General features: G+C 67.2%; 17 protein-coding genes. 9 read left to right on the forward strand and 8 right to left on the reverse strand.

What is annotated here, in order from left to right; genetic code table 11:
• Positions 1–2: 2 nt before the first annotated feature.
• Both C1A30_RS11675 and C1A30_RS11680 read right to left on the reverse strand, forming a co-directional pair.
• Entirely contained in the window at positions 3–827 is an 825-nt protein-coding gene (locus C1A30_RS11675; RefSeq protein ID WP_101950136.1) for an SDR family NAD(P)-dependent oxidoreductase, read from the reverse strand.
• Between the two features lie 5 nt (positions 828–832).
• A complete protein-coding gene (locus C1A30_RS11680) occupies positions 833–1,810 on the reverse strand; it encodes an alpha/beta hydrolase (RefSeq protein WP_101948484.1) in 978 nt (325 codons plus the stop codon).
• A gap of 169 nt (positions 1,811–1,979) precedes the next feature.
• Between C1A30_RS11680 and C1A30_RS11685 the strand changes: the two genes are divergently transcribed.
• Genes C1A30_RS11685 through C1A30_RS11700 form a run of 4 tightly spaced genes read left to right on the forward strand, consistent with a single transcriptional unit; the run spans position 1,980 to position 5,166 of the window.
• Entirely contained in the window at positions 1,980–2,666 is a 687-nt protein-coding gene (locus C1A30_RS11685; protein WP_101948485.1) for a hypothetical protein, read from the forward strand.
• 42 nt (positions 2,667–2,708) lie between these two features.
• Positions 2,709–4,247, forward strand: coding sequence for a DNA polymerase Y family protein (locus C1A30_RS11690; protein ID WP_101950137.1), 1,539 nt, complete (start codon positions 2,709–2,711; stop codon positions 4,245–4,247).
• 53 nt (positions 4,248–4,300) lie between these two features.
• Positions 4,301–4,747, forward strand: coding sequence for a MarR family winged helix-turn-helix transcriptional regulator (locus C1A30_RS11695; protein WP_101948486.1), 447 nt, complete (start codon positions 4,301–4,303; stop codon positions 4,745–4,747).
• A complete protein-coding gene (locus tag C1A30_RS11700) occupies positions 4,744–5,166 on the forward strand; it encodes an organic hydroperoxide resistance protein (protein WP_101948487.1) in 423 nt (140 codons plus the stop codon). Before C1A30_RS11695 ends, C1A30_RS11700 begins: the two co-directional genes overlap by 4 nt.
• Positions 5,167–5,188: 22 nt before the next feature.
• Here C1A30_RS11700 and C1A30_RS11705 read toward each other — a convergent pair whose 3' ends face one another.
• From C1A30_RS11705 to C1A30_RS11715, 3 genes are all read right to left on the reverse strand, one after another.
• Positions 5,189–5,431 (reverse strand): hypothetical protein, encoded by a 243-nt coding sequence (locus tag C1A30_RS11705; RefSeq protein ID WP_101948488.1) that lies wholly within the window; start codon positions 5,429–5,431, stop codon positions 5,189–5,191.
• A gap of 84 nt (positions 5,432–5,515) precedes the next feature.
• Positions 5,516–6,505, reverse strand: coding sequence for a nucleoside hydrolase (locus C1A30_RS11710; RefSeq protein WP_235010052.1), 990 nt, complete (start codon positions 6,503–6,505; stop codon positions 5,516–5,518).
• 75 nt (positions 6,506–6,580) lie between these two features.
• Complete coding sequence (locus C1A30_RS11715) at positions 6,581–8,596, reverse strand: SDR family oxidoreductase (RefSeq protein WP_101948489.1); 2,016 nt, start codon at positions 8,594–8,596, stop codon at positions 6,581–6,583.
• 79 nt (positions 8,597–8,675) lie between these two features.
• Here C1A30_RS11715 and C1A30_RS11720 point away from each other — a divergent pair, with 79 nt between their 5' ends.
• Together C1A30_RS11720 and C1A30_RS11725 are read left to right on the forward strand one after the other, a co-directional pair.
• The gene (locus C1A30_RS11720; RefSeq protein WP_101948490.1) at positions 8,676–9,545 is read left to right on the forward strand and encodes a MaoC/PaaZ C-terminal domain-containing protein; all 870 of its coding nucleotides are present in this window, start codon (positions 8,676–8,678) and stop codon (positions 9,543–9,545) included.
• Positions 9,546–9,594: 49 nt separating this feature from the next.
• Complete coding sequence (locus C1A30_RS11725) at positions 9,595–10,482, forward strand: universal stress protein (protein ID WP_101948491.1); 888 nt, start codon at positions 9,595–9,597, stop codon at positions 10,480–10,482.
• Positions 10,483–10,493: 11 nt separating this feature from the next.
• On the opposite strand, the gene C1A30_RS11730 is transcribed toward C1A30_RS11725, so the two are convergent.
• The gene (locus tag C1A30_RS11730) at positions 10,494–11,057 is read right to left on the reverse strand and encodes a hypothetical protein (RefSeq protein WP_142392591.1); all 564 of its coding nucleotides are present in this window, start codon (positions 11,055–11,057) and stop codon (positions 10,494–10,496) included.
• Between the two features lie 293 nt (positions 11,058–11,350).
• Between C1A30_RS11730 and C1A30_RS11735 the strand changes: the two genes are divergently transcribed.
• A complete protein-coding gene (locus C1A30_RS11735; RefSeq protein WP_101948493.1) occupies positions 11,351–12,232 on the forward strand; it encodes a universal stress protein in 882 nt (293 codons plus the stop codon).
• Positions 12,233–12,265: 33 nt separating this feature from the next.
• The gene (locus C1A30_RS11740) at positions 12,266–15,559 is read left to right on the forward strand and encodes an error-prone DNA polymerase (RefSeq protein ID WP_101948494.1); all 3,294 of its coding nucleotides are present in this window, start codon (positions 12,266–12,268) and stop codon (positions 15,557–15,559) included.
• Here the strand turns inward: C1A30_RS11740 and C1A30_RS11745 are convergent.
• Positions 15,556–17,445, reverse strand: coding sequence for a cellulase family glycosylhydrolase (locus C1A30_RS11745; RefSeq protein WP_160112736.1), 1,890 nt, complete (start codon positions 17,443–17,445; stop codon positions 15,556–15,558). The genes C1A30_RS11740 and C1A30_RS11745 overlap by 4 nt on opposite strands.
• 492 nt (positions 17,446–17,937) lie before the next feature.
• Here C1A30_RS11745 and C1A30_RS11750 point away from each other — a divergent pair, with 492 nt between their 5' ends.
• Complete coding sequence (locus tag C1A30_RS11750) at positions 17,938–18,579, forward strand: nitroreductase family protein (protein ID WP_101948496.1); 642 nt, start codon at positions 17,938–17,940, stop codon at positions 18,577–18,579.
• Here the strand turns inward: C1A30_RS11750 and C1A30_RS11755 are convergent.
• Positions 18,557–18,958 carry a nuclear transport factor 2 family protein gene (locus C1A30_RS11755; protein WP_101948497.1) on the reverse strand — a complete coding sequence of 134 codons (402 nt, stop codon included), beginning with the start codon at positions 18,956–18,958 and terminating at the stop codon, positions 18,557–18,559. The two genes, C1A30_RS11750 and C1A30_RS11755, sit on opposite strands and share 23 nt — an antisense overlap.
• Between the last annotated feature and the right edge of the window lies 1 nt (position 18,959).

Genomic DNA, 18,959 nt, shown 5'->3' on the forward strand with positions numbered 1-18,959 from the left:
TCCTACGTCGTCACGCGGTTGGCCAAACCGGCGGCGCGGGTGTACACCGTCGGGGTGAAACGCTTGATGCCCCAGCCGATTCGGGCGTCGGGCTGCGGCATGCAATACAGGCCGCCACGGTCATGTGTGTCCAGGCACATCCGCGCCACCCGCTCGGGTGCGAACCCGGTCCAGCGCATCAGCCGCTCGGCGAGCTGACCGGATTGCGCTGTGATGCGGCCTGATTCGACGATATTGGTCTTGACGAACGTCGGGCACAACACGGTTACGTGCACGCCGGTGCCGCTCAACTCCGCGGCCAGCGTCTCGGACAGCGACAGCACGCCGGCCTTGCTGACGTTGTAGGCGGCCATCCCTGGTGCGGCACCGAACGCCGCGGCCGATGCGACGTTGATGATGCCGCCATACCCTGTCTCACGCAGAATAGGTGCGAATACGTGGCAGCCGTGGATCGGTCCCCACAGATTGATGCTCAGGACCCAGTTCCAGTCGTCCAGATCCGCGTCACCGATCGCCTTGCCGCCCGCCCCGACGCCCGCATTGTTGATGACGAGGGTCGGTGGGCCGTCGAACCAGGCCTGCGCCTTGGCGGCGAGTCCGTGCATGTCTTCGATCTCGGTCACGTCGCAGCGGACGGCGGCGGCGTGTCCACCGTCGGCGATGATCGCGTCAGCCGTTGCGCGGGCGGCGTTTTCGTCGACGTCACTGCAGACGATCCGGCCGCCGCGGTGAGCCAATTCGGTGGCGAACGCCGCGCCGATGCCGCTGCCCGCACCGGTGATGACGGCCGCGGCGTCGCGGCTGCGCTTCTTTGACGCTCCGAACATCCCGATCACCCCGTGGCCTGGTCGAGGGTGCGCTGGCGTAGCACGTGTGCGATGAAGCCGGCGATGTGCCGCATCGCGGGGGTGGCCTCGGGGCTGATGCGCGGCAGGGCTTGGAAGACGTGTGCCTGGTCGGGCCAGATCTGCAACTCGCACTGCCCGCCCGCGGTCTGGATGTGGTCTGCGAGTGCGATCGCATCGGCGGCCAGCATCTCTGCGCCACCGGCCTGGATGAGCGTCGGCGGCAGGGTGCGACCGGTCGCGACGTCGAGCTTCAACCGCGGATGGGTGGAATCGACGTCAGCGCAGTACAACTCGAGTAGGCGGAGGGCGTCGCGGGAGCGGATGGCCGGATCGCGACGAAGCCGCTCGCGGGCGCGGGCGAGCGTGAACGTCAGATCCAGTACAGGGGAGAGCAGCACCGCGCCCGCCGGATGCGCCACGTCGGACTGCAGCAGCAGGTCGACGGTGAGGTGCCCGCCCGCGGAGTCGCCTGCGATCACGATGCGTTCGGGCGGCAGCCCGTGGTCGCCGACGAGCCAATCCCAACCTGACCGGACATCGTCTGCGGCAGTGGGGAATCGGTATTTCGGCGCCAAGCGGTAGTCGATGCTGAACACCGGGAGACCCGTCAGTCGGGAAAGCCACGAGGTCAGTCGGCGATGGGTGCGCGGCGAGCACAACACGTAGCCGCTGCCGTGCACGAAGTAGATCGCGGCGTCGGTCCGATCGCTTGGCACCCCAACGCCGTGCACCCATTCACCGACGACGCGGCGACCGTCGGAGGTCCTGATGTCGACCGGGGTGACGTGGGTGCCTGCGAGCGACGGACCGCAGGTCTCCATGACGCCAGCAATGATCTGGCGAGACAGCCAAATCCCCCATGCCGGCTCCGAGGGAATGACGGTGGCGATCTGCCGAAGGGTCAGGCTGGCCAGTGCTGCGGCACCACGGGAACGGAGCGATCCGCGCTCGTCATTGAGCATCGCTGGAGTACAGCACCAACTGATGACATTTGTCAATGTCACTATTGATCAATGGGAGGCTTTCAGCGCCGTCCCGGCAGCTTGACGGTGTCGGTGGGTGGGTGTTTACTCGGGACATCGAACATACATTCGAAAACAGGATGATTCTGATGATGCAGGAGGTGCTGCTGTGACAGTGGCAACGAGCCTGGAGCAGCGCCGGCTCGACCGCGCTGAACAGGTGGAACACCTGCGTCGCAAGATAGCAGCGGTGTCCGGCAAGGTCGGCGCCGGGCGTCGCGGGCCAGCGCCGTCGACCGACCCGCTACCGGACTCGGAATCTTTGCTGCCGGTACCCGAAACCCTGGCCGAACTGCTTCCCACACCGTTGCCCCGGGGCACCGTGGCGGTGTTGTCGGGTGCTCGCTCGCTGCCGTTGAGCATGGTGGCGGCGGTGACGGCGGACGGCGGGCACGCCGCGATCGTCGGCCAACCCGACGTGGGTCTGCTGGCGGCGGTCGAGATGGGCGCGGATCTGAGCAGGATCGCGGTCATCCCCGAACCGGGGGCCGATCCGGTCGAGGTGGCCGCCGTGCTGATGGACGGCATGGATCTGGTGGTGCTCGGCCTCGGCGGCCGGTCGGTGCCTGCGGGCCGGGCGCGGGCAGTGGTGGCACGGGCGCGGCAGAAGGGGTGCACCCTGCTGGTCACCGGCGGGGACTGGCAAGGCGCATCCACTCGACTGGAGGCCAGGGTCTGTGGATATGAGATCGCCGGATCCGGGTGCCCCGGTTTCGGCCGGATCAGCAGAGTGCGGCTGGCCATGCGGGCCGCGGGCCGATCATTCGGCGGCCACGTGCGTGCGGTGGGCGGATGAGTGTCATCCCGGTCTGCTTCGCGTGTGCTGGCCGTGTGGTGCATGGACTGGCCGGCCGTCGCCGCGCTGGCCGCGGCGGACCTTCCTGCGACGGCGCCGGCCGCGGTCACCCTGGCCAACCGGGTGATCGCCTGTTCGGCGTCGGCCAGGGCGACGGGGGTGCGACGGGGGTTGCGCCGCAGGGAATCCCAGGCACGGTGTCCGGAACTGCATGTCGTCACCGCCGATCCCGCGCGCGATGCCCGCCATTTCGAAGCCGTGACGGCCGCGGTCGACGACCTGGTGCCCCGGGCCGAGGTGCTGCGGCCCGGCCTGCTGGTGTTGTCCGTCCGCGGCGCGGCGCGGTACTTCGGCTCTGAAGAAGCCGCCGCGGAGCGGCTTGTCGATGCGGTGGCCGCGGCGGGCGCCGAATGTCAGGTCGGCATCGCCGATCAGTTGGCCACTGCCGTGTTCGCCGCACGGGCGGGCCGGATCATCGAACCGGGCAAGGATGCGCTGTTCCTGTCCGCCCTGTCGATCCGGCAACTGGCCACCGAACCCAGCCTGGCCGCACCGGGGCGGGAAGACCTGGCAGACCTGTTGTGGCGCATGGGGATCCGCAACATCGGTCAGTTCGCCGCGTTGTCTCGAAGCGATGTGGCGTCCCGGTTCGGCGCCGACGCCGTCGCCGCCCACCGGTTCGCCCGTGGCGAGCCCACCCGTGGCCCGTCGGGACGCGAACCGCCCGAGGAACTCGACGCGGTGATGAACTGCGACCCGCCGATCGACCGTGTCGACGCGGCGGCGTTCGCCGGCCGGTCACTGGCCAGCGCACTGCACCGCAGCCTCGAGGCCGCGGGCGTCGGATGCACCAGACTGGCTATTCACGCTGTTACCGCCAATGGTCAAGAACTGGAACGGGTTTGGCGATGCGCCGAACCGCTGACCGAGGACGCCACCGCCGACCGGGTGCGCTGGCAGCTGGACGGCTGGCTGAACAAGCGCAATCCGAACGACCGGCCGACCGCTCCGGTGACGCTGCTCCGGCTCCGGCCGGTGGAGGTGGTTTCGGCCGAGGCGCTGCAGCTGCCGCTGTGGGGCGGCGTTGGTGAAGAGGACCGGCTGCGCGCCCGCCGCGCGCTGGTGCGGGTGCAGGGCCTGCTCGGACCCGAGGCGGTGCAGGTGCCGGTGCTGTCCGGCGGGCGCGGGCCCGCCGAGCGCATCACCTTCACCCCGCTGGGCGATGAGCCGGTGCCGCGCGCCGATCCGAGTCAACCGTGGCCCGGTCAGCTTCCCGAACCGTCGCCGACGGTGCTGCTCGACGATCCGGTCGAATTGCTCGACGCCGACGGCAACCAGGTGCGGGTGACCGGTCGCGGCTTGTTCTCCGCCGACCCGTCGCGGCTGAGTGCACCCGGCAGGAAGGGCAGGTTGTCGTGGTGGGCGGGACCATGGCCGGTCGACGAGCGGTGGTGGGATCCCGAGCAGTCCAAGGCAGGCCGTACCGCGCGGGCACAGGTGCTGGTGGACGGGGACCCGGCGCAAGCCCTGCTGCTGTGCTATCGGCAGCGGCGATGGTACGTCGAGGGGGTCTACGAATAGATTCGGCATAGAGTTTAGTTGTGCACAATTGAATTGTGGGCTACAGTTCTGGCATGGCCATGCTGACCCTCGACCGACAGCTCTGCTTCGCCTTGTATTCGGCGTCGCGGGCGATGACGGCCGCATACCGGCCGATCCTGACCGAGCTGAACCTGACCTATCCGCAGTACCTGGTGCTGCTTGTGCTGTGGGAGGAGGGCCGGGTCACCGTCGGCAGACTCGGTGAACGGCTGCAGCTCGACTCGGGAACGCTGTCGCCGCTGCTGAAGCGGTTGGAGGCCAACGGTTTCGTCCGCCGCGAGAGATCGGCGGAGGACGAACGCCTGGTCGATGTGACGCTCACCCCCGCCGGGCGTCGACTCGAACGCAAGGCGCAGTGCATCCCGGAGCAGCTGTTCGGCGCGACCGGAATGACAGAAGAACAAGCCGCGGGCCTGCGCGATGCGGTCCGTCACCTGACCGATGCCCTCAACGCATCGCTACGAAAGGAATCCGCATGAAGACCCTCTACACCGCCGAAGCGCTGGCCACCGGCGAAGGCCGCGACGGCCACGGCCGCACCTCGGACGGCAGGCTCGACCTCGACCTCGCCATCCCGAAGGAGATGGGTGGCAGCGGTAACGGCACCAACCCCGAGCAGCTCTTCGCCATCGGCTACGCCGCCTGCTACCACTCCGCGCTGCGGCTGGTCGGCCGTCAGGAGAAGGCCGACGTCTCGGATTCAGCTGTAGGAGCGCGGGTTTCGCTCGGCCAACTCGACACCGGCGGCTTCGGTCTCGCGGTCGAACTGGAGATCACCCTGCCCAATCTCGACCACGACGCCGCGGTGCAACTCGCCGAGAAGGCGCACCAGGTGTGCCCGTACTCGAACGCGACACGGGGCAACATCGACGTCAAGATCGTCGTCACCGACGACTGAGTCCCCGCTGTTTCGGCGCAGGCTAGATGCAGGCGCCGAACAAGCAGAACCCGCCGTCGGGTTCCCAGCCACCGTTCCACGTGCCCGGTGGTTGGGCAGGCGGCGGTGGCGGTGGCGGCGGCCCCCAGTCGTGATGGTCGCGGTCATGACCGGGGCCCGGCGGCGGCCAATCGGCGAACGCCACACCGACGCCTACCGTTCCCATCGCACCGACAGCGACGCCACCCGCAATGATCAGACCGGCGATGACCTTCAACGGCTTCACTCGTCGTCTCCATTCGTCGTTCCCGAGAATCTTCGACGGCGAACTTGTGAAAGACCTGCGACCAAGCTGTATTTGGCTGTGGATTCAGCCCAGCCGCCGGGCGAATGCCCCCACCCGCGTAATGAACCGGTCGAAGAACACTGCCGGCTCGACTTCGACACCGACGAGCGCATTGGGCTGTTTGCCCCAGTGCCCGCTCCAGTCCGCGATGGTCATGCCGCGGGTCAGCGTGCCCGTCAACTCGACGTCGACCGCGGCGGCGCGGCACTGCACCAGATCGGGATCCAGGGCCACCGCGGCGGCAAGCGGATCGTGCAGATGGGCGAGATACCCTTCGCCCTGGTCGAAGTGGAACTCGAAGTAGAACCGCATCGCGTCCTCGAGCACGCGGATCAACGGATTGGATGCCGGTGATCTGGTGCCGCGCGCGTCGAGCACACTCATCGGAACAGACGACGACCCCGCCTCCGCCGCCAGCCTGCTCAAGATGGCCGGCGTCATCGCGATGTTCTCGGTCAGGTTGAGTCCCAACAGGATTGGAATGTGCTTCGGGGCCTGGAGCCCCCACGCCGCACCCCACACCGCGAACACCTCCGCGGCGGCCTCGGGATCGACGCTGACGTTCCATTCCGCCACCGGCGTGGTGTTGCCGCGGTAGTCGAACGCGCCACCCATGATCACCAGGCGGCGCAGCAGCTTGGGCAGTGCCGGTTCGAGGCGCAACGCCAACGCCAGATTGGTCAGCGGCCCCGTCGCGATGCCGACCAATTCGCCGGGGTACGCCTGTGCGGCGAGCACCCACGCCTCGGCGGCGTCATGGCCGGTGAGCTGACGATCGGTGGGTGGCAGCTCGGCATAGCCAAGGCCCTCCGGCCCGTGCGTGTCCTCAGCGGTGCGCAGCGGCGTACTGAGCGGCTGCTCCGAACCCTTGGACACCGGCACACCGCTGATGCCGCACAGCTCCAACAGCGCCAGGTTGTTCCGGCAAACCTGATGCACCCCAACGTTTCCCGCGGTCGAGGCGATGCCGACCACGTCGGCGTCTTCGCTGGCGAACAGATACGCCAGCGCCATGGCGTCGTCCACGCCCGTATCGACGTCGACGAACACCGGCAGCGCAGTCACCTCGCCAACGATAGGACCGACCACCTACCAGTGCACGCCGGGTACCAGTCGCACCGCCCGTTTCACCGGACGGGTGACGGGCCGCAGCGCCCGCAACGGCGCGACGCCGGTCGCGGGGCGCTTGGGTCGTCGCGGCGTGCGCTGCTGTGCGGGTTCGGCGTCCAGTCCGCGGGCGGCCGCCGAGTCGGGGTAGCCGAGGTAGATCTGGTGCAGCACCCGGCGAGACAACTTCGGCGTGAAGTACATGCCGATGTCGGCGAGCGTGCCGACCGGAGTATCGATGCGCGCCGGTTTCTCCACCAGGCCCCGCACCACCATCGCCGCCGCGTGTTCCGCGGTGATCGGCGGCATCGGGTCGAGCCGACGGGAGGGCGCGATCATCGGCGTCTTCACCAGCGGCATATGAATGTTGGTGAAGGTGATGTGGTCGGACAGCGTCTCGGTGCCAACGACTTCGGCGAACGCGTCGAGCGCGGCCTTGCTCGGTACGTAGGCGCTGTACTTCGGGCTGCTGGCTTGAACGCCGGCACTGGACACGTTGACCACGTGTCCGAATCGGCGTTCGCGCCAGTGCGGCAGCAGCGCCAGTACCATCCGGACCGCGCCGAAGTAGTTGACCGCCATCACGCGTTCGTAGTCGTGCAGGCGGTCGGTGGACGCGGACACCGAGCGGCGGATCGACCGGCCCGCGTTGTTCACCAGATAGTCCACGTGTCCGAACCGGCCGAGGATGTCCTTGACGGTGTGCTCGACCGACGTCGAGTCGGTGACGTCGCACGTGAACGCGTGCGCCTGACCGCCGGCGGCCCGGATCTCGGCGACCAGGTCGTCGAGCGCATTGGCGTTGCGCGCCAACGCGAATACCGTGGCGCCGCGTTCGGCGACGGCGACAGCGGAAGCACGCCCGATGCCACTCGATGCCCCGGTGATGATCACGTGCTTGCCGACCAGCGGGCCCGCGGGGTGGTCGCGGCGGGCCCGGTCGGGGTCGAGATGCGCCGCCCAGTACTGCCACAGTTTGGGTGCATACGAGGCGAACTCAGGAACCGTTATCCCGGTGCCCCGCAACGCTTCTGCGGTGTTGGCGGCCGTGAAGGTGGGCGCCAGATCGACGACGTCGAGTATCTCGCCGGGGATGCCGAGTTGGGTGGCCGCCATGTTGCGGACGATCTTCGCGCGCCCGCTGACGCGCAGGAACGGGGTGGCGGCCGCACGCGGCAGTGACCCGCGCAGCGGCGGTAGGCCAGCCACGGCGGCGACACCGCGGTAGATGCCCCGCAGTCCAACTGTTTTAGGCGCGGTGAGATGGAAGGTCTGGCCGTCGCGGTCGTCGGCGTGCATCAACTCGACCAGGGCGGCCACCACATAATCCACCGGAACGATGTTGGTGCGACCGGTGTCCGGCAGCACCATCGGCGTGAACCGCGGCAGCACGGTCAGCTTGGCCAGCAGGGGAAAGAAGTAGTACGGACCGTCGACCTTGTCCATCTCGCCGGTGCGCGAGTCGCCGACCACGACGGCGGGCCGATACACCCGGTAGCGCAGTCCCGGTGCGGACCGGACCAGCATCTCCGCCTCGAACTTCGTCTGGTGATACGGCGTCGGCAGATCCTGCGCGACGTCGAAGTCGTCCTCGGTGAACTCGCCCCGGTAGGTGCCCGCGACGGCGATCGACGAGACGTGATGCAACGTCGCGTCGAGCCTGCGGGCCAAGTCGATCACCGCGTGCGTGCCGTCCACATTGGCCGACCGCTGGCGCTGTTCGTCGGCGGTCATGTCGTAGATCGCACCGCAGTGCACGACGTGGTCGACGGTGCCCAACTCGGCGACGGCCTCCTCGCTGAGCCCAAGGCCATCCGCGGTCAGGTCGCCGACCAGGGCGTGAGCCCGGTCCCCCCAGTCCGTGGCCAGTCGCTCGAAGGTGGCCAGCGAACTTCGTCGGACCAGCACCCACACCTCGGCGGCCTGCTTGCGGGCCAGAATTTCCGACACCACCCGGCGTCCGATAAACCCGGTACCGCCGGTAACGACATAACGCATGCGAGCCATGGTCACCCCCTGCCCGCCGAAGGTCAACCATGTGTGACGTGGTCGTCGGCCCACCCGTTATCGTCCGTCTATGCCGATTGACCCCAACGCCATAGGCGCCAAAACCGAGCCGAGCATCTTCGAGTGGACCGACCGCGACACGTTGCTCTATGCGCTGGGTGTCGGTGCGGGTACCGAGGATCTGGCGTTCACCACCGAGAACAGCCACGACATCACGCAGCAGGTGCTGCCGACGTTCGCCGTGATCGCCTGCCTGCCGTTCGCGGCCGCAGGCAAGATCGGCAGCTTCAACTTCGCCATGCTGCTGCACGGTTCGCAGGAGATCCGGCTGTTCAAGCCGTTACCGCCGGCGGGCAAGCTGAGCGTCGTCGCCGAGGTCGCCGACATTCAGGACAAGGGCGAAGGCAAGAACGCGATCGTCATGTTGAAGGCGACGGGTAGCGATCCCGACACGTCCGAGGTCGTCGCGGAAACCCTGACGACCGCGGTGATCCGCGGTGAGGGAGGCTTCGGCGGCCAGCCGGGCCAACGGCCGGCCGCCCCCGAGATTCCGGACCGGGAGCCCGACGCCCGAATCGCCCTGCCGACGCGCGAGGACCAGGCCCTGATCTATCGGCTGTCCGGTGACCGCAATCCGCTGCACAGCGACCCGTGGTTCGCCCAGAATCTGGCCGGCTTCCCGAAGCCAATCCTGCACGGGCTCTGCACATATGGTGTCGCGGGTCGTGCGCTGGTGCGCGAACTCGGCGGCGGCGACGCCACCAAGGTCACCCAAGTCGGCGCCCGGTTCACCTCACCGGTGTTCCCCGGCGAGACGCTGACCACCTCGATCTGGCGCACCGAGGCCGGCCATGCGGTGTTCCGTACCGAGGCGTCCAGCCCGGACGGATCCGACGCCCGGCTGGTGCTCGAGGACGGCACGGCGGAGTACACCGACTGATTGCTTGGAACTGCCGATAATCCCGATCCCGGGTTGACAGGATGTCGGCATGAAGCTGGTCGTTGGATATCTGGCCACCCCGGGCGGCGCCGACGCGATGGCGCTCGGCGTGCGGCTTGCCAGGACGCTCGGTGCCGAAATCGAGGCGTGCATCGTCCTGCCCGCCGAACGGGGACTGCCGAGCCTCTCCGGCACGCGGGCCTACGAGGCGAAGCTGGGCGAGCAGGCCGAGAAGTGGCTGGCCGACGCGCTCGCGACAGTGCCCGACAATCTCACGGCGCACAGCCACGTCACGTTCGACGAATCGTTCGCCGACGGGCTGATTCGGGAAACCGCGCGGGTTTCCGCCGACCTCATCGTGGTCGGCGGGTCGGGTGGCGGCCTCGCGGGTAGCTATTCCTTGGGGTCGGTGGTCAACGAGCTGTTGCACTCGTCACCAGTGCCGGTGGTGGTTGCGCCACGCGGCATCCGGGACTCGAAGGTCGACCGGGTGCGCGAGGTCACCTGTGCGATAGGGGAGCGGGCGGGCGCGGATCTGCTGTTGGAGAAGGCGGTTCGGTTCAGTGCGGCGGCGGGCACGCCGCTGCGGCTGGTGTCGCTGGTAGCGCTCGACCCGACGTTCGGCTCGTTGCGCGCCGACGAGGAGGCGGTCCGCGAGCGGGCGCTCGCACACGCCCAGCACGTCCTCGACACCGCGAAAAGCTCGCTGCCCAAGGATTTCCCGGTGAGCTCGACGATCGTCGAGGGGGAGACCGTCGAGGACGCGGTGCGCAAGCTCGAGTGGCATGACGGCGACCTGATCATGGTCGGGTCGAGCCGGCTGAGCGCACCGCGCCGGCTGTTCCTCGGCTCGACTGCAGCCAAAATGCTTCGCGTACTTGACGTTCCGATGATGGTCGTGCCGAGAGACCAACTCGGCCCAGCCGATCTGCCGTGAATCGGCGATTATTAGTTGGGAATGTAGACCGAAGGCGGTCCCCACGCCGGGTCGGTGAAACATTGCTGTCCGTACAGTGCCGCGCACTGCGTGATGTCAGCCGGAACCGGGGGCGGTGTCGGCGGTGTCGGGCTGGGCCAGTCGAGAGGCTTGGCCTCGACGGCGAGCCTGATTCCCCGATTGAAATACGCGGTGACGCTGTAGCCCTGCGCGATCTTCGGGCCAGTCTCGACAACCACATTCCAATGTTTGTCGCGCACTGCCGCGTTGGCCACCCAGTATCCTCCGTCAGGCAACTTCGGCCCGACGAGGACAACGACATCGTCGACGTCGTGTGCGGCCCAACCGGACACGGTAACCTCGGATCCCGATTCGTTTGATTTCACCTTTTCGACCGCGCCGAGCGGAGACTCCTGAACTTGTGCGCCGTCGACGCCCGGCGTGGAGTCATCGAGGATCCAGCCCCCCACCGCGACCGCGATCGTCGCAGTTGCCGTGATGATCGTGCCGATCAACCCAATCCTGGCAATGGACCGACCCTCGGACGGAGTGTTGCCCTCTACTGCTGATGTCATGATGTTTGATCCCCCACCTGAACCTGCGTGAAATTCGCCTCCGGTTGGCGAGCTCACGTCGCGTGACTAGTTTTCGGGCGGTTTCACCAAACTTCGGCGTGTACCAATGTTGGCTCCAAACCGGACCTGATACGTGAGTAGGTAAGTACTCGATTTCCGTTGACGATGACCCGCGGTGGGCGTGAGTAGTGCCCGAGCAGGGCCATAAGCCCGACCGAGTAGGGACCAACGGCCATCCCGTTGTCGGGTGCCTGCTCATACGTTGGTGCACAGACAGTCCAGAGGAGGTCACGATGTCCGATTCGGTTGTGCACCGCGGGATCCTGGTCGGTGTCGACGGCTCGCGGGCCGCCACCGCGGCGGTCGCCTGGGCCGCGAGGGACGCGGCCATGCGCAACACGCCACTGACGCTGGTTCACGTCATCACCCCGGTGCTGGCCACCGGGGCGCTCCCGGATTTCCCGGTGGACTTCTTCGAGTGGCAGGACGAAGAGGCCAGGCGGGTGCTCGCGGCCGCCCGCGAGACCGTTGCAGAAAGCTGCGGTGCCTCCGCGCCGCCGATGGTCCACAGCGTGGTGTTGCACGGCGGGACGGTCGGCAACCTCGTGGACCTGTCGAAGGACGCCGACATGATGGTCGTCGGCTCATCCGGCAAGGGCGCGTTCAGCCGGGCGCTGCTGGGATCGGTCAGCACGGGCCTTGTCCACCACGCGCATTGCCCTGTCGCGGTCATCCACGACGACGCTCCGGAGCTGCCCGCCCACGCGCCCGTCGTGGTGGGCATCGACGGTTCACCCGCTTCGTCGACCGCTACCGAGATCGCCTTCGACGAAGCCTCGCGACGCGGCGTTGAGTTGGTGGCCGTACACGCGTGGCAGGACGGCGGCGCCATCGAGTTGCCCGGGCTCGACAGGTCGACGCTCGAAGTGCAGGCGCAGGAGGCGCTGGCCGAGCGACTCGCCGGTTGGCAGGAACGCTATCCCGACGTCGCGGTGCGCCGGGTGGTGGTATGTGACCAGCCGGCCAAGCAACTGGTCGAACAAGCCAAGACCGCCCAACTGGTGGTCGTCGGCAGCCACGGCAGGGGCGGTTTCGCAGGCATGCTGTTGGGCTCGGTCAGCACGGCCGTCGTGCACGCCGTCAAAACGGCGACGATCGTGGCCCGCCAGGGGTAGCAGTATCGAACATCCGTTCGATATCGTGGTGCGGTGAGCTGGTTCACCGGGCCGCCGAGCTGGACGGAAATGCAGCGGGTGCTCAACAGCAAGCCCCGCCGCGCCGGCTGGCCCATCGACCAGCCGAACGGTGACGGCGGCGACAGCCCGGCCTGGTCGAGCAAGCGGGGCGAATACCAGCCGCTCGATGTGGAGCGGCCCAGGTCGTCGGTGCCGTACGCCGAATTGCACGCGCACTCGGCGTACAGCTTTCTCGACGGCGCCAGCACACCGGAGGAACTCGTCGAGGAGGCCGCCCGCCTCGATCTGCGCGCCATCGCACTGACCGACCACGACGGGCTCTACGGGGTGGTGCGGTTCGCGGAAGCCGCCAAGGAACTGGACATGCAGACGGTGTTCGGCGCCGAGCTGTCCCTCGGCGGCGGCGACCGCACCGAGGACCCCGACCCGCCGGGACCGCACCTGCTGGTGTTGGCCCGTGGGCCGGAGGGCTACCGGCGGCTGTCGCGGGAACTCGCCAAGGCGCACCTGGCTGGCGGGGAGAAGGGCAAGCTGCGCTACGACTACGACGCGCTGACCGAGGCGGCCGGCGGGCATTGGCACATCCTGACTGGGTGTCGCAAAGGCCATGTCCGCCAGGCACTTTCCTCAGGCGGCCCCGAAGCCGCAGGCAGAGCGCTCGCCGACCTGGTGGACCGGTTCGGGCGGAGCAGGGTCAGCATCGAACTGACCCATCACGGCCATCCCCTCGACGACGAGCGCAACGCCGCGCTTGCCGAACTCGCGCCGCGATTCGGTGTCGGCGTGGTGGCCGCCACCGCAGCCCACTTCGCCGCGCCGTCGCGGGGCAGGCTGGCCATGGCGATGGGCGCCATCCGGGCCCGCAATTCGATCGACGAAGCGGCCGGTTACCTTGCCCCGCTTGGCGGTTCGCACCTGCGGTCGGGGGAGGAGATGGCGCGGCTGTTCGCAGGTACTCCCGAGGTGGTGACGGCGGCGGCCGAACTCGGTGAGCAGTGCGCGTTCGGGCTGGCGCTGATCGCCCCACAACTGCCGCCGTTCGACGTTCCCGACGGCCACACCGAGGACAGCTGGCTGAGGCACCTGGTCATGCAGGGCGCGCGGGACCGGTACGGCCCGCCGGAGCGGGCGCCGCGGGCCTACGCCCAGATCGAGCATGAGCTGAAAACCATTGAACAGCTGACGTTTCCGGGCTACTTCCTGGTGGTGCACGACATCACCCGGTTCTGCAAGGAGAACGGTATCCTCGCCCAGGGCCGTGGCTCGGCGGCCAACTCGGCGGTCTGCTACGCGCTCGGGGTCACCAACGTCGACCCGGTCGCCAACGAGTTGCTCTTCGAACGGTTCCTGTCCCCGGCGCGCGACGGGCCACCCGACATCGACATCGACATCGAATCCGACCTGCGCGAGCAGGCGATTCAGTACGTCTACGACCGCTACGGCCGTGACTACGCCGCGCAGGTCGCCAACGTCATCACCTACCGCGGTCGCAGCGCGGTGCGTGACATGGCCCGCGCGCTCGGCTTCTCGCAGGGGCAGCAGGATGCGTGGAGCAAGCAGATCGGCCAGTGGGGAAATCTGGCCGAAGCGCCCCACGTCGAGGACATCCCGCAACCCGTGATCGACCTGGCCATGCAGATCTCCAACCTGCCCCGGCACATGGGCATCCATTCCGGCGGCATGGTCATCTGCGACCGGCCGATCGCCGACGTGTGCCCGGTGGAGTGGGCCAGGATGGCGAACCGCAGTGTCCTGCAATGGGATAAAGACGACTGCGCGGCAATCGGTTTGGTGAAGTTCGACATGCTGGGCCTCGGCATGCTCTCGGCGCTGCACTACTGCATCGACCTGGTGGCCGAGCACAAGGGCATCGAGGTCGACCTGGCGAAGCTGGACCTGTCCGAGCCCGCGGTGTACGAGATGCTGCAGAAGGCCGACTCCGTCGGCGTGTTTCAAGTGGAGTCGCGTGCGCAGATGGCCACCCTGCCCCGGCTCAAACCGCGGGTGTTCTACGACCTGGTGGTCGAGGTCGCGCTGATCCGTCCTGGGCCGATCCAGGGCGGGTCGGTGCACCCCTACATCAAGCGGCGCAACGGCGTCGAGCCCGTCACCTACGACCACCCGTCGATGGAGCCTGCGCTGCGGAAGACGTTGGGGGTGCCGCTGTTTCAGGAGCAGCTCATGCAACTGGCGGTCGACTGCGCAGGCTTCTCCGCCGCCGAGGCCGACCAGTTGCGTCGGGCGATGGGGTCCAAGCGCTCCACCGAGCGGATGCGACGGCTGCGCGGCCGGTTCTACGACGGCATGCGCGAACGGCACGGTATCACCGGCGAGGTGGCCGACCGGATCTACGAGAAGCTGGAAGCGTTCGCCAATTTCGGTTTCCCAGAGAGTCATTCGCTGAGCTTCGCCTCGCTGGTGTTCTACTCGTCGTGGTTCAAGCTGCACCACCCCGCGGCGTTCTGCGCGGCGCTGCTGCGGGCGCAGCCGATGGGCTTCTACTCACCGCAGTCGCTGGTGGCCGACGCTCGCAGACACGGGGTGAGCGTGCACGGTCCCGACGTGAACGCCAGCCTGGCGTACGCCACGCTGGAGAACGCGGGTACGGAGGTGCGGCTGGGTTTGGGGGCGGTCCGTCACATCGGTGACGAGTTGGCCGAGCAGATCGTCGAGGAGCGAAAGGCCAATGGGCCGTTCGCTTCTCTTCTCGACTTGACGGGTCGCGTGCAGCTGTCGGTCCCGCAGACCGAGGCGCTGGCCACCGCAGGAGCGCTGGCCTGCTTCGGGATCACCCGTCGCGAGGGGCTGTGGGCGGCCGGTGCGGCCGCCAGGGAGCGCCCCGACCGGCTGCCGGGGGTGGGGTCGGCGACGGGGGCTCCCGCCTTGCCCGGCATGACCGACCTGGAGTTGGCCGCAGCCGATGTGTGGGCCACCGGCATCTCACCGGACAGCTATCCGACCCAGTTCCTGCGGGAAGACCTCGAGGCCATCGGCGTGGTACCCGCCGATCAACTGCTGTCGGTGCCCGACGGAACGCGGGTGCTGGTAGCGGGTGCGGTGACGCACCGGCAGCGGCCCGCCACCGCGCAGGGCGTCACGTTCATCAACCTCGAAGACGAGACCGGGATGGTCAACGTGTTGTGCGCACCGGGGGTGTGGGCCCGGCATCGCAAGCTCGCGCAGACGGCGTCGGCGCTGCTGATCCGCGGGCAGGTGCAGAACGCCACCGGTGCGGTGACGGTCGTCGCCGACCGAATGGGCAAGCTCACCTTGAAGGTCAGCTCGAAAAGTCGTGACTTCCGCTAGCTTTCGTCGCTCGCGTCGGATTCGCTCGACGACTCGCTGTCGTCAGTGGTATCGGTCGTCGGGGTGCTCGCCTTCTCGTCATCGCTGGTGGTCTTGCCCGGTTTCACAGCGCGGTCAGAGCCGAGCTTCGTCGGCCTGGCCACGAGTCCGGTGCGGACCGGTTCGCGTGATTCCACCTTGGCGACATCGCCGAGATCGTCACTGCCGGTGTCCGTCGAGGCGGTTGTCGAGTCTGTGTTGACTGACTTGACGTCGTCCGTGTCGACCGTCTTCGACTCCGGCGCAGCGGTCTGCTCGGCAGCCGCGACCTTCTTCTCGTCGTCGGCGGCGGCAACCGGGGTGTCAGGCGAAGTGTCAGGTGACGTGCCGGGCGAAGGGTCCGGCGACGAACGATCCTGCGCGATCGCCCTACTCTGCGCCGACGTCACGGCCAAACTCGTTGCGCCGGCGACCTCGTCCTGCAACGCTGCGGGCACTGTCCGCAGCGCGGCGCCGCCAGGGTTGAAGATCCTGGCCACCGCCTGGGCGATCGCATTGACGAAACCGGTGACCGAACCGACCAGGCCCTGAACCGTTGCTTGGACCTGGTGGAACAACGCCGCCAGCGCCTGCGTCAGTTGCTGAACAAGGTTCGGCGGGCTCGCCGGACCAGGCGGATCGGTCGGGTCGGTCGGATCGGCCGGATGGGCGTCGATGAAGTCCTTGATGACCTGGGCGGCCGCCTTCATCACCCAATCATTCAGATCTGCAGCGTATTTGAAGACACCCAGCGATCCCTGCTCGGTCAGCTCAGCGCCGAGGCGATCGCGAAGGGAGTAGATGAACGCCGGACCGGTGAAGGACATGCTCGACCACTTGTCGAGGAAGTCTGCGATGAACGCCGCCTGCGTCGCTTCGGTGACCGCGTTGGGGCCGCCGGTGGGCAGACCGAATTCGCTCGCCCAGATGCGCAGCGCCTGATCCTGGTTGGCGATCATCAGCTGTCTGATCTCGAGCAACTGGTTCAGCGGGGAGAACTTGTTCCACGGCTTGAAGATCGAATATGTGCCGTCGGAGAACTTGGTCTTGAAGTTGTACGGGTGATACGACAGCGCGTCGAAGTAGCCCTTCGCGCCGTTTGCGTACATCTTGCGGACGAAATCGACGGTGTCATACGTGATCCCGGCAAAGCCGGCCACCGAGCCAAGCACGCCGCCGACCACCAACGCGTTGGGATCGGCGCCGTCGTTGGGATCGTTGGGATCACCCTTGATCGCGGTGTAGACGGCCTTCAACACGTTCGTGTAGGCGACGGGATCGGGGGTGGGCAGCCAGGACTTGATGTAGTTCGGTTCGTTCCACACCTCGTAGGCGGCGACTTTTCCGGCATACCGTGCCGCGGCCAGCCCCGCGAAGGCCGCGAACTTGGTGGGGTCGGGCGCCACCCCAGGGCAACCGATGCAGCCGGTACCGTTCTGTCCGCCCCAATACGGCGTCGCGCTCAGCACGCCCAGCACCGCCATATTGCGGTTGACCGCCTGCTGCACAATGAAATCCACCTTGGACCAGTCCGGCGGAGCCAGCACCTCCAACGGGCTGCCCGGCGGTACCTTCTGGATATCGCCCCAGGGAATCAACACACGGATGGTGTTGACCCCCAACGCCTGCATGTCGTTCAACGAATCGATGATCTCGGCGTTCGATCTGCCATACAGATCAGAGTCGGCAACGCCGACGGTCGTCGACGATTGGTCGATCGACACCACGGGCATGACGTCAAGCGCGACCGGCGCCGGCTTCGGGTTGAGCAGGTACGTCATCGCCGCGCACATCGCGGCGAGCGGGATCACGGCGATCACGGCTGCGATCGCGTAGCGCCGGATTGTGTGACGTGTGCTAAGCCTCATATCGGCTCCCCTCATCCCGTTCGGTGAGCGATCACCATCTGGTGAGAGAAAATTAACGCATGCGATAGTTGATTTTGCCGGATTTCGGATATTGCTGTTTCGTCGGCTAATTCCAGCAGTGGCACAGAACGAAGCGGTAGCGCGACAATAGCCGTTCAAAACAAGATCAAATTCGACATGGAAAAGTAAATTCAGCAATACCTCGAACAATGTTGTCAACTATTAACCAATCCGGCCACACCGTGCTCGACGTTCGTCTGAAATGCCAGCTACAGCACATAGCGGACTTGACAGACGGGCTATCAAACCTTCACCAAGATGCTGCCTTCAGTGCACTGCAGCGCATACAGCAACTTAGGCGGCTGGAAATTGTCGGCGGCTCGTCCGAAAAACGTCATGGCCCCGCACCCGGCGGGTTCATGGATGGCGCATGATCCGACGACGACAGGTTTGCCGGAGAGGGTCGCTACCTGTGGCGGTAGTCTCGGCGAAATGACCTTGAACTTGTCCGTCGATGAAGTCCTGACCACCACGCGCTCGGTGCGCAAGCGGCTCGATCTCGAGAAGCCGGTGCCCCACGAGGTGCTGATGGAGTGTCTGGACCTGGCGCTGCAGGCGCCGACGGGCTCCAATCATCAAGGCTGGCAATGGATGTTCGTCGACGACCGGGCGAAGATTACTGCGCTGGCCGAGATCTACCGGACCAACGCGACCCCGTACCTCGACCTGCCCAAGCCCGAGTACGGCGACGTCCGTGATGAGCAGCGGCCACGCGTGTACGAGTCCGCGAAGTACCTCAACGAACACCTCCACGAGGTGCCCGTCATGTTGATCCCATGCCTGGAGGGCCGACCCGACGGCGCACCGGCGGGCATGTCCGCGTCGTTCTGGGGCTCGCTGCTGCCCGCGGTGTGGAGCTTCATGTTGGCGTTGCGCTCCCGCGGTCTCGGCTCGGCGTGGACGACGCTGCATCTGCTCGGCGACGGCGAGAAGCAAGCCGCCGAGATCCTCGGCATCCCGCATGACAAGTACAGCCAGGCAGGCCTGTTCCCGATCGCCTACACCAAGGGCACCGACTTCAAGAAGGCCAAGCGGCTACCGGCGGAGCAGGTCAGTCACTGGAACAACTGGTGACCGCCGGCGCCAGTAGCGCCCTGTCGAAATAGACGTCGTTACGGCTCAGCCGGTCACCGTCGACGACGGCCAGATCCATCCCGTCGACCTCCACCTCGGTGTCGCCGTGCTGCTGCCGCAGCGTGGCAGTCCACAGCACCGCGGCGCCGTCGACGTCCCGCAGCGGATACGCCTCGCGCAACTTCCAATGCATCTGCCAGCGGTCGAAAAGCCTTGTCAGGTAACGGCGCAAAGCATCCGAGCCGGTGACGGTGCCATGTGTGTTCGGGTCGCGATAGCGAACGTCCGGCGTGTAGCAGCCGATGACCTCTTCGACGTCCTGCGAGTTCCAGGCGTCGAGCATGCCCTGGGCGACCTCGATCGCGCGCTCGTGATTCATC

Source organism: Mycobacterium sp. 3519A, assembly GCF_900240945.1.
In the GTDB taxonomy this organism is placed as follows: domain Bacteria; phylum Actinomycetota; class Actinomycetes; order Mycobacteriales; family Mycobacteriaceae; genus Mycobacterium.

Coding starts and splice junctions, on each gene's coding strand:
- C1A30_RS11675 (WP_101950136.1), bottom strand. CDS start 827: ATGTTCGGAGCGTCAAAGAAGCGCAGCCGCGACGCCGCGGCCGTCATC.
- C1A30_RS11680 (WP_101948484.1), bottom strand. CDS start 1,810: ATGCTCAATGACGAGCGCGGATCGCTCCGTTCCCGTGGTGCCGCAGCA.
- C1A30_RS11690 (WP_101950137.1), top strand. CDS start 2,709: ATGGACTGGCCGGCCGTCGCCGCGCTGGCCGCGGCGGACCTTCCTGCG.
- C1A30_RS11695 (WP_101948486.1), top strand. CDS start 4,301: ATGGCCATGCTGACCCTCGACCGACAGCTCTGCTTCGCCTTGTATTCG.
- C1A30_RS11700 (WP_101948487.1), top strand. CDS start 4,744: ATGAAGACCCTCTACACCGCCGAAGCGCTGGCCACCGGCGAAGGCCGC.
- C1A30_RS11710 (WP_235010052.1), bottom strand. CDS start 6,505: ATGGCGCTGGCGTATCTGTTCGCCAGCGAAGACGCCGACGTGGTCGGC.
- C1A30_RS11715 (WP_101948489.1), bottom strand. CDS start 8,596: ATGCGTTATGTCGTTACCGGCGGTACCGGGTTTATCGGACGCCGGGTG.
- C1A30_RS11720 (WP_101948490.1), top strand. CDS start 8,676: ATGCCGATTGACCCCAACGCCATAGGCGCCAAAACCGAGCCGAGCATC.
- C1A30_RS11725 (WP_101948491.1), top strand. CDS start 9,595: ATGAAGCTGGTCGTTGGATATCTGGCCACCCCGGGCGGCGCCGACGCG.
- C1A30_RS11730 (WP_142392591.1), bottom strand. CDS start 11,057: ATGACATCAGCAGTAGAGGGCAACACTCCGTCCGAGGGTCGGTCCATT.
- C1A30_RS11735 (WP_101948493.1), top strand. CDS start 11,351: ATGTCCGATTCGGTTGTGCACCGCGGGATCCTGGTCGGTGTCGACGGC.
- C1A30_RS11745 (WP_160112736.1), bottom strand. CDS start 17,445: ATGAGGCTTAGCACACGTCACACAATCCGGCGCTACGCGATCGCAGCC.
- C1A30_RS11750 (WP_101948496.1), top strand. CDS start 17,938: ATGACCTTGAACTTGTCCGTCGATGAAGTCCTGACCACCACGCGCTCG.
- C1A30_RS11755 (WP_101948497.1), bottom strand. CDS start 18,958: ATGAATCACGAGCGCGCGATCGAGGTCGCCCAGGGCATGCTCGACGCC.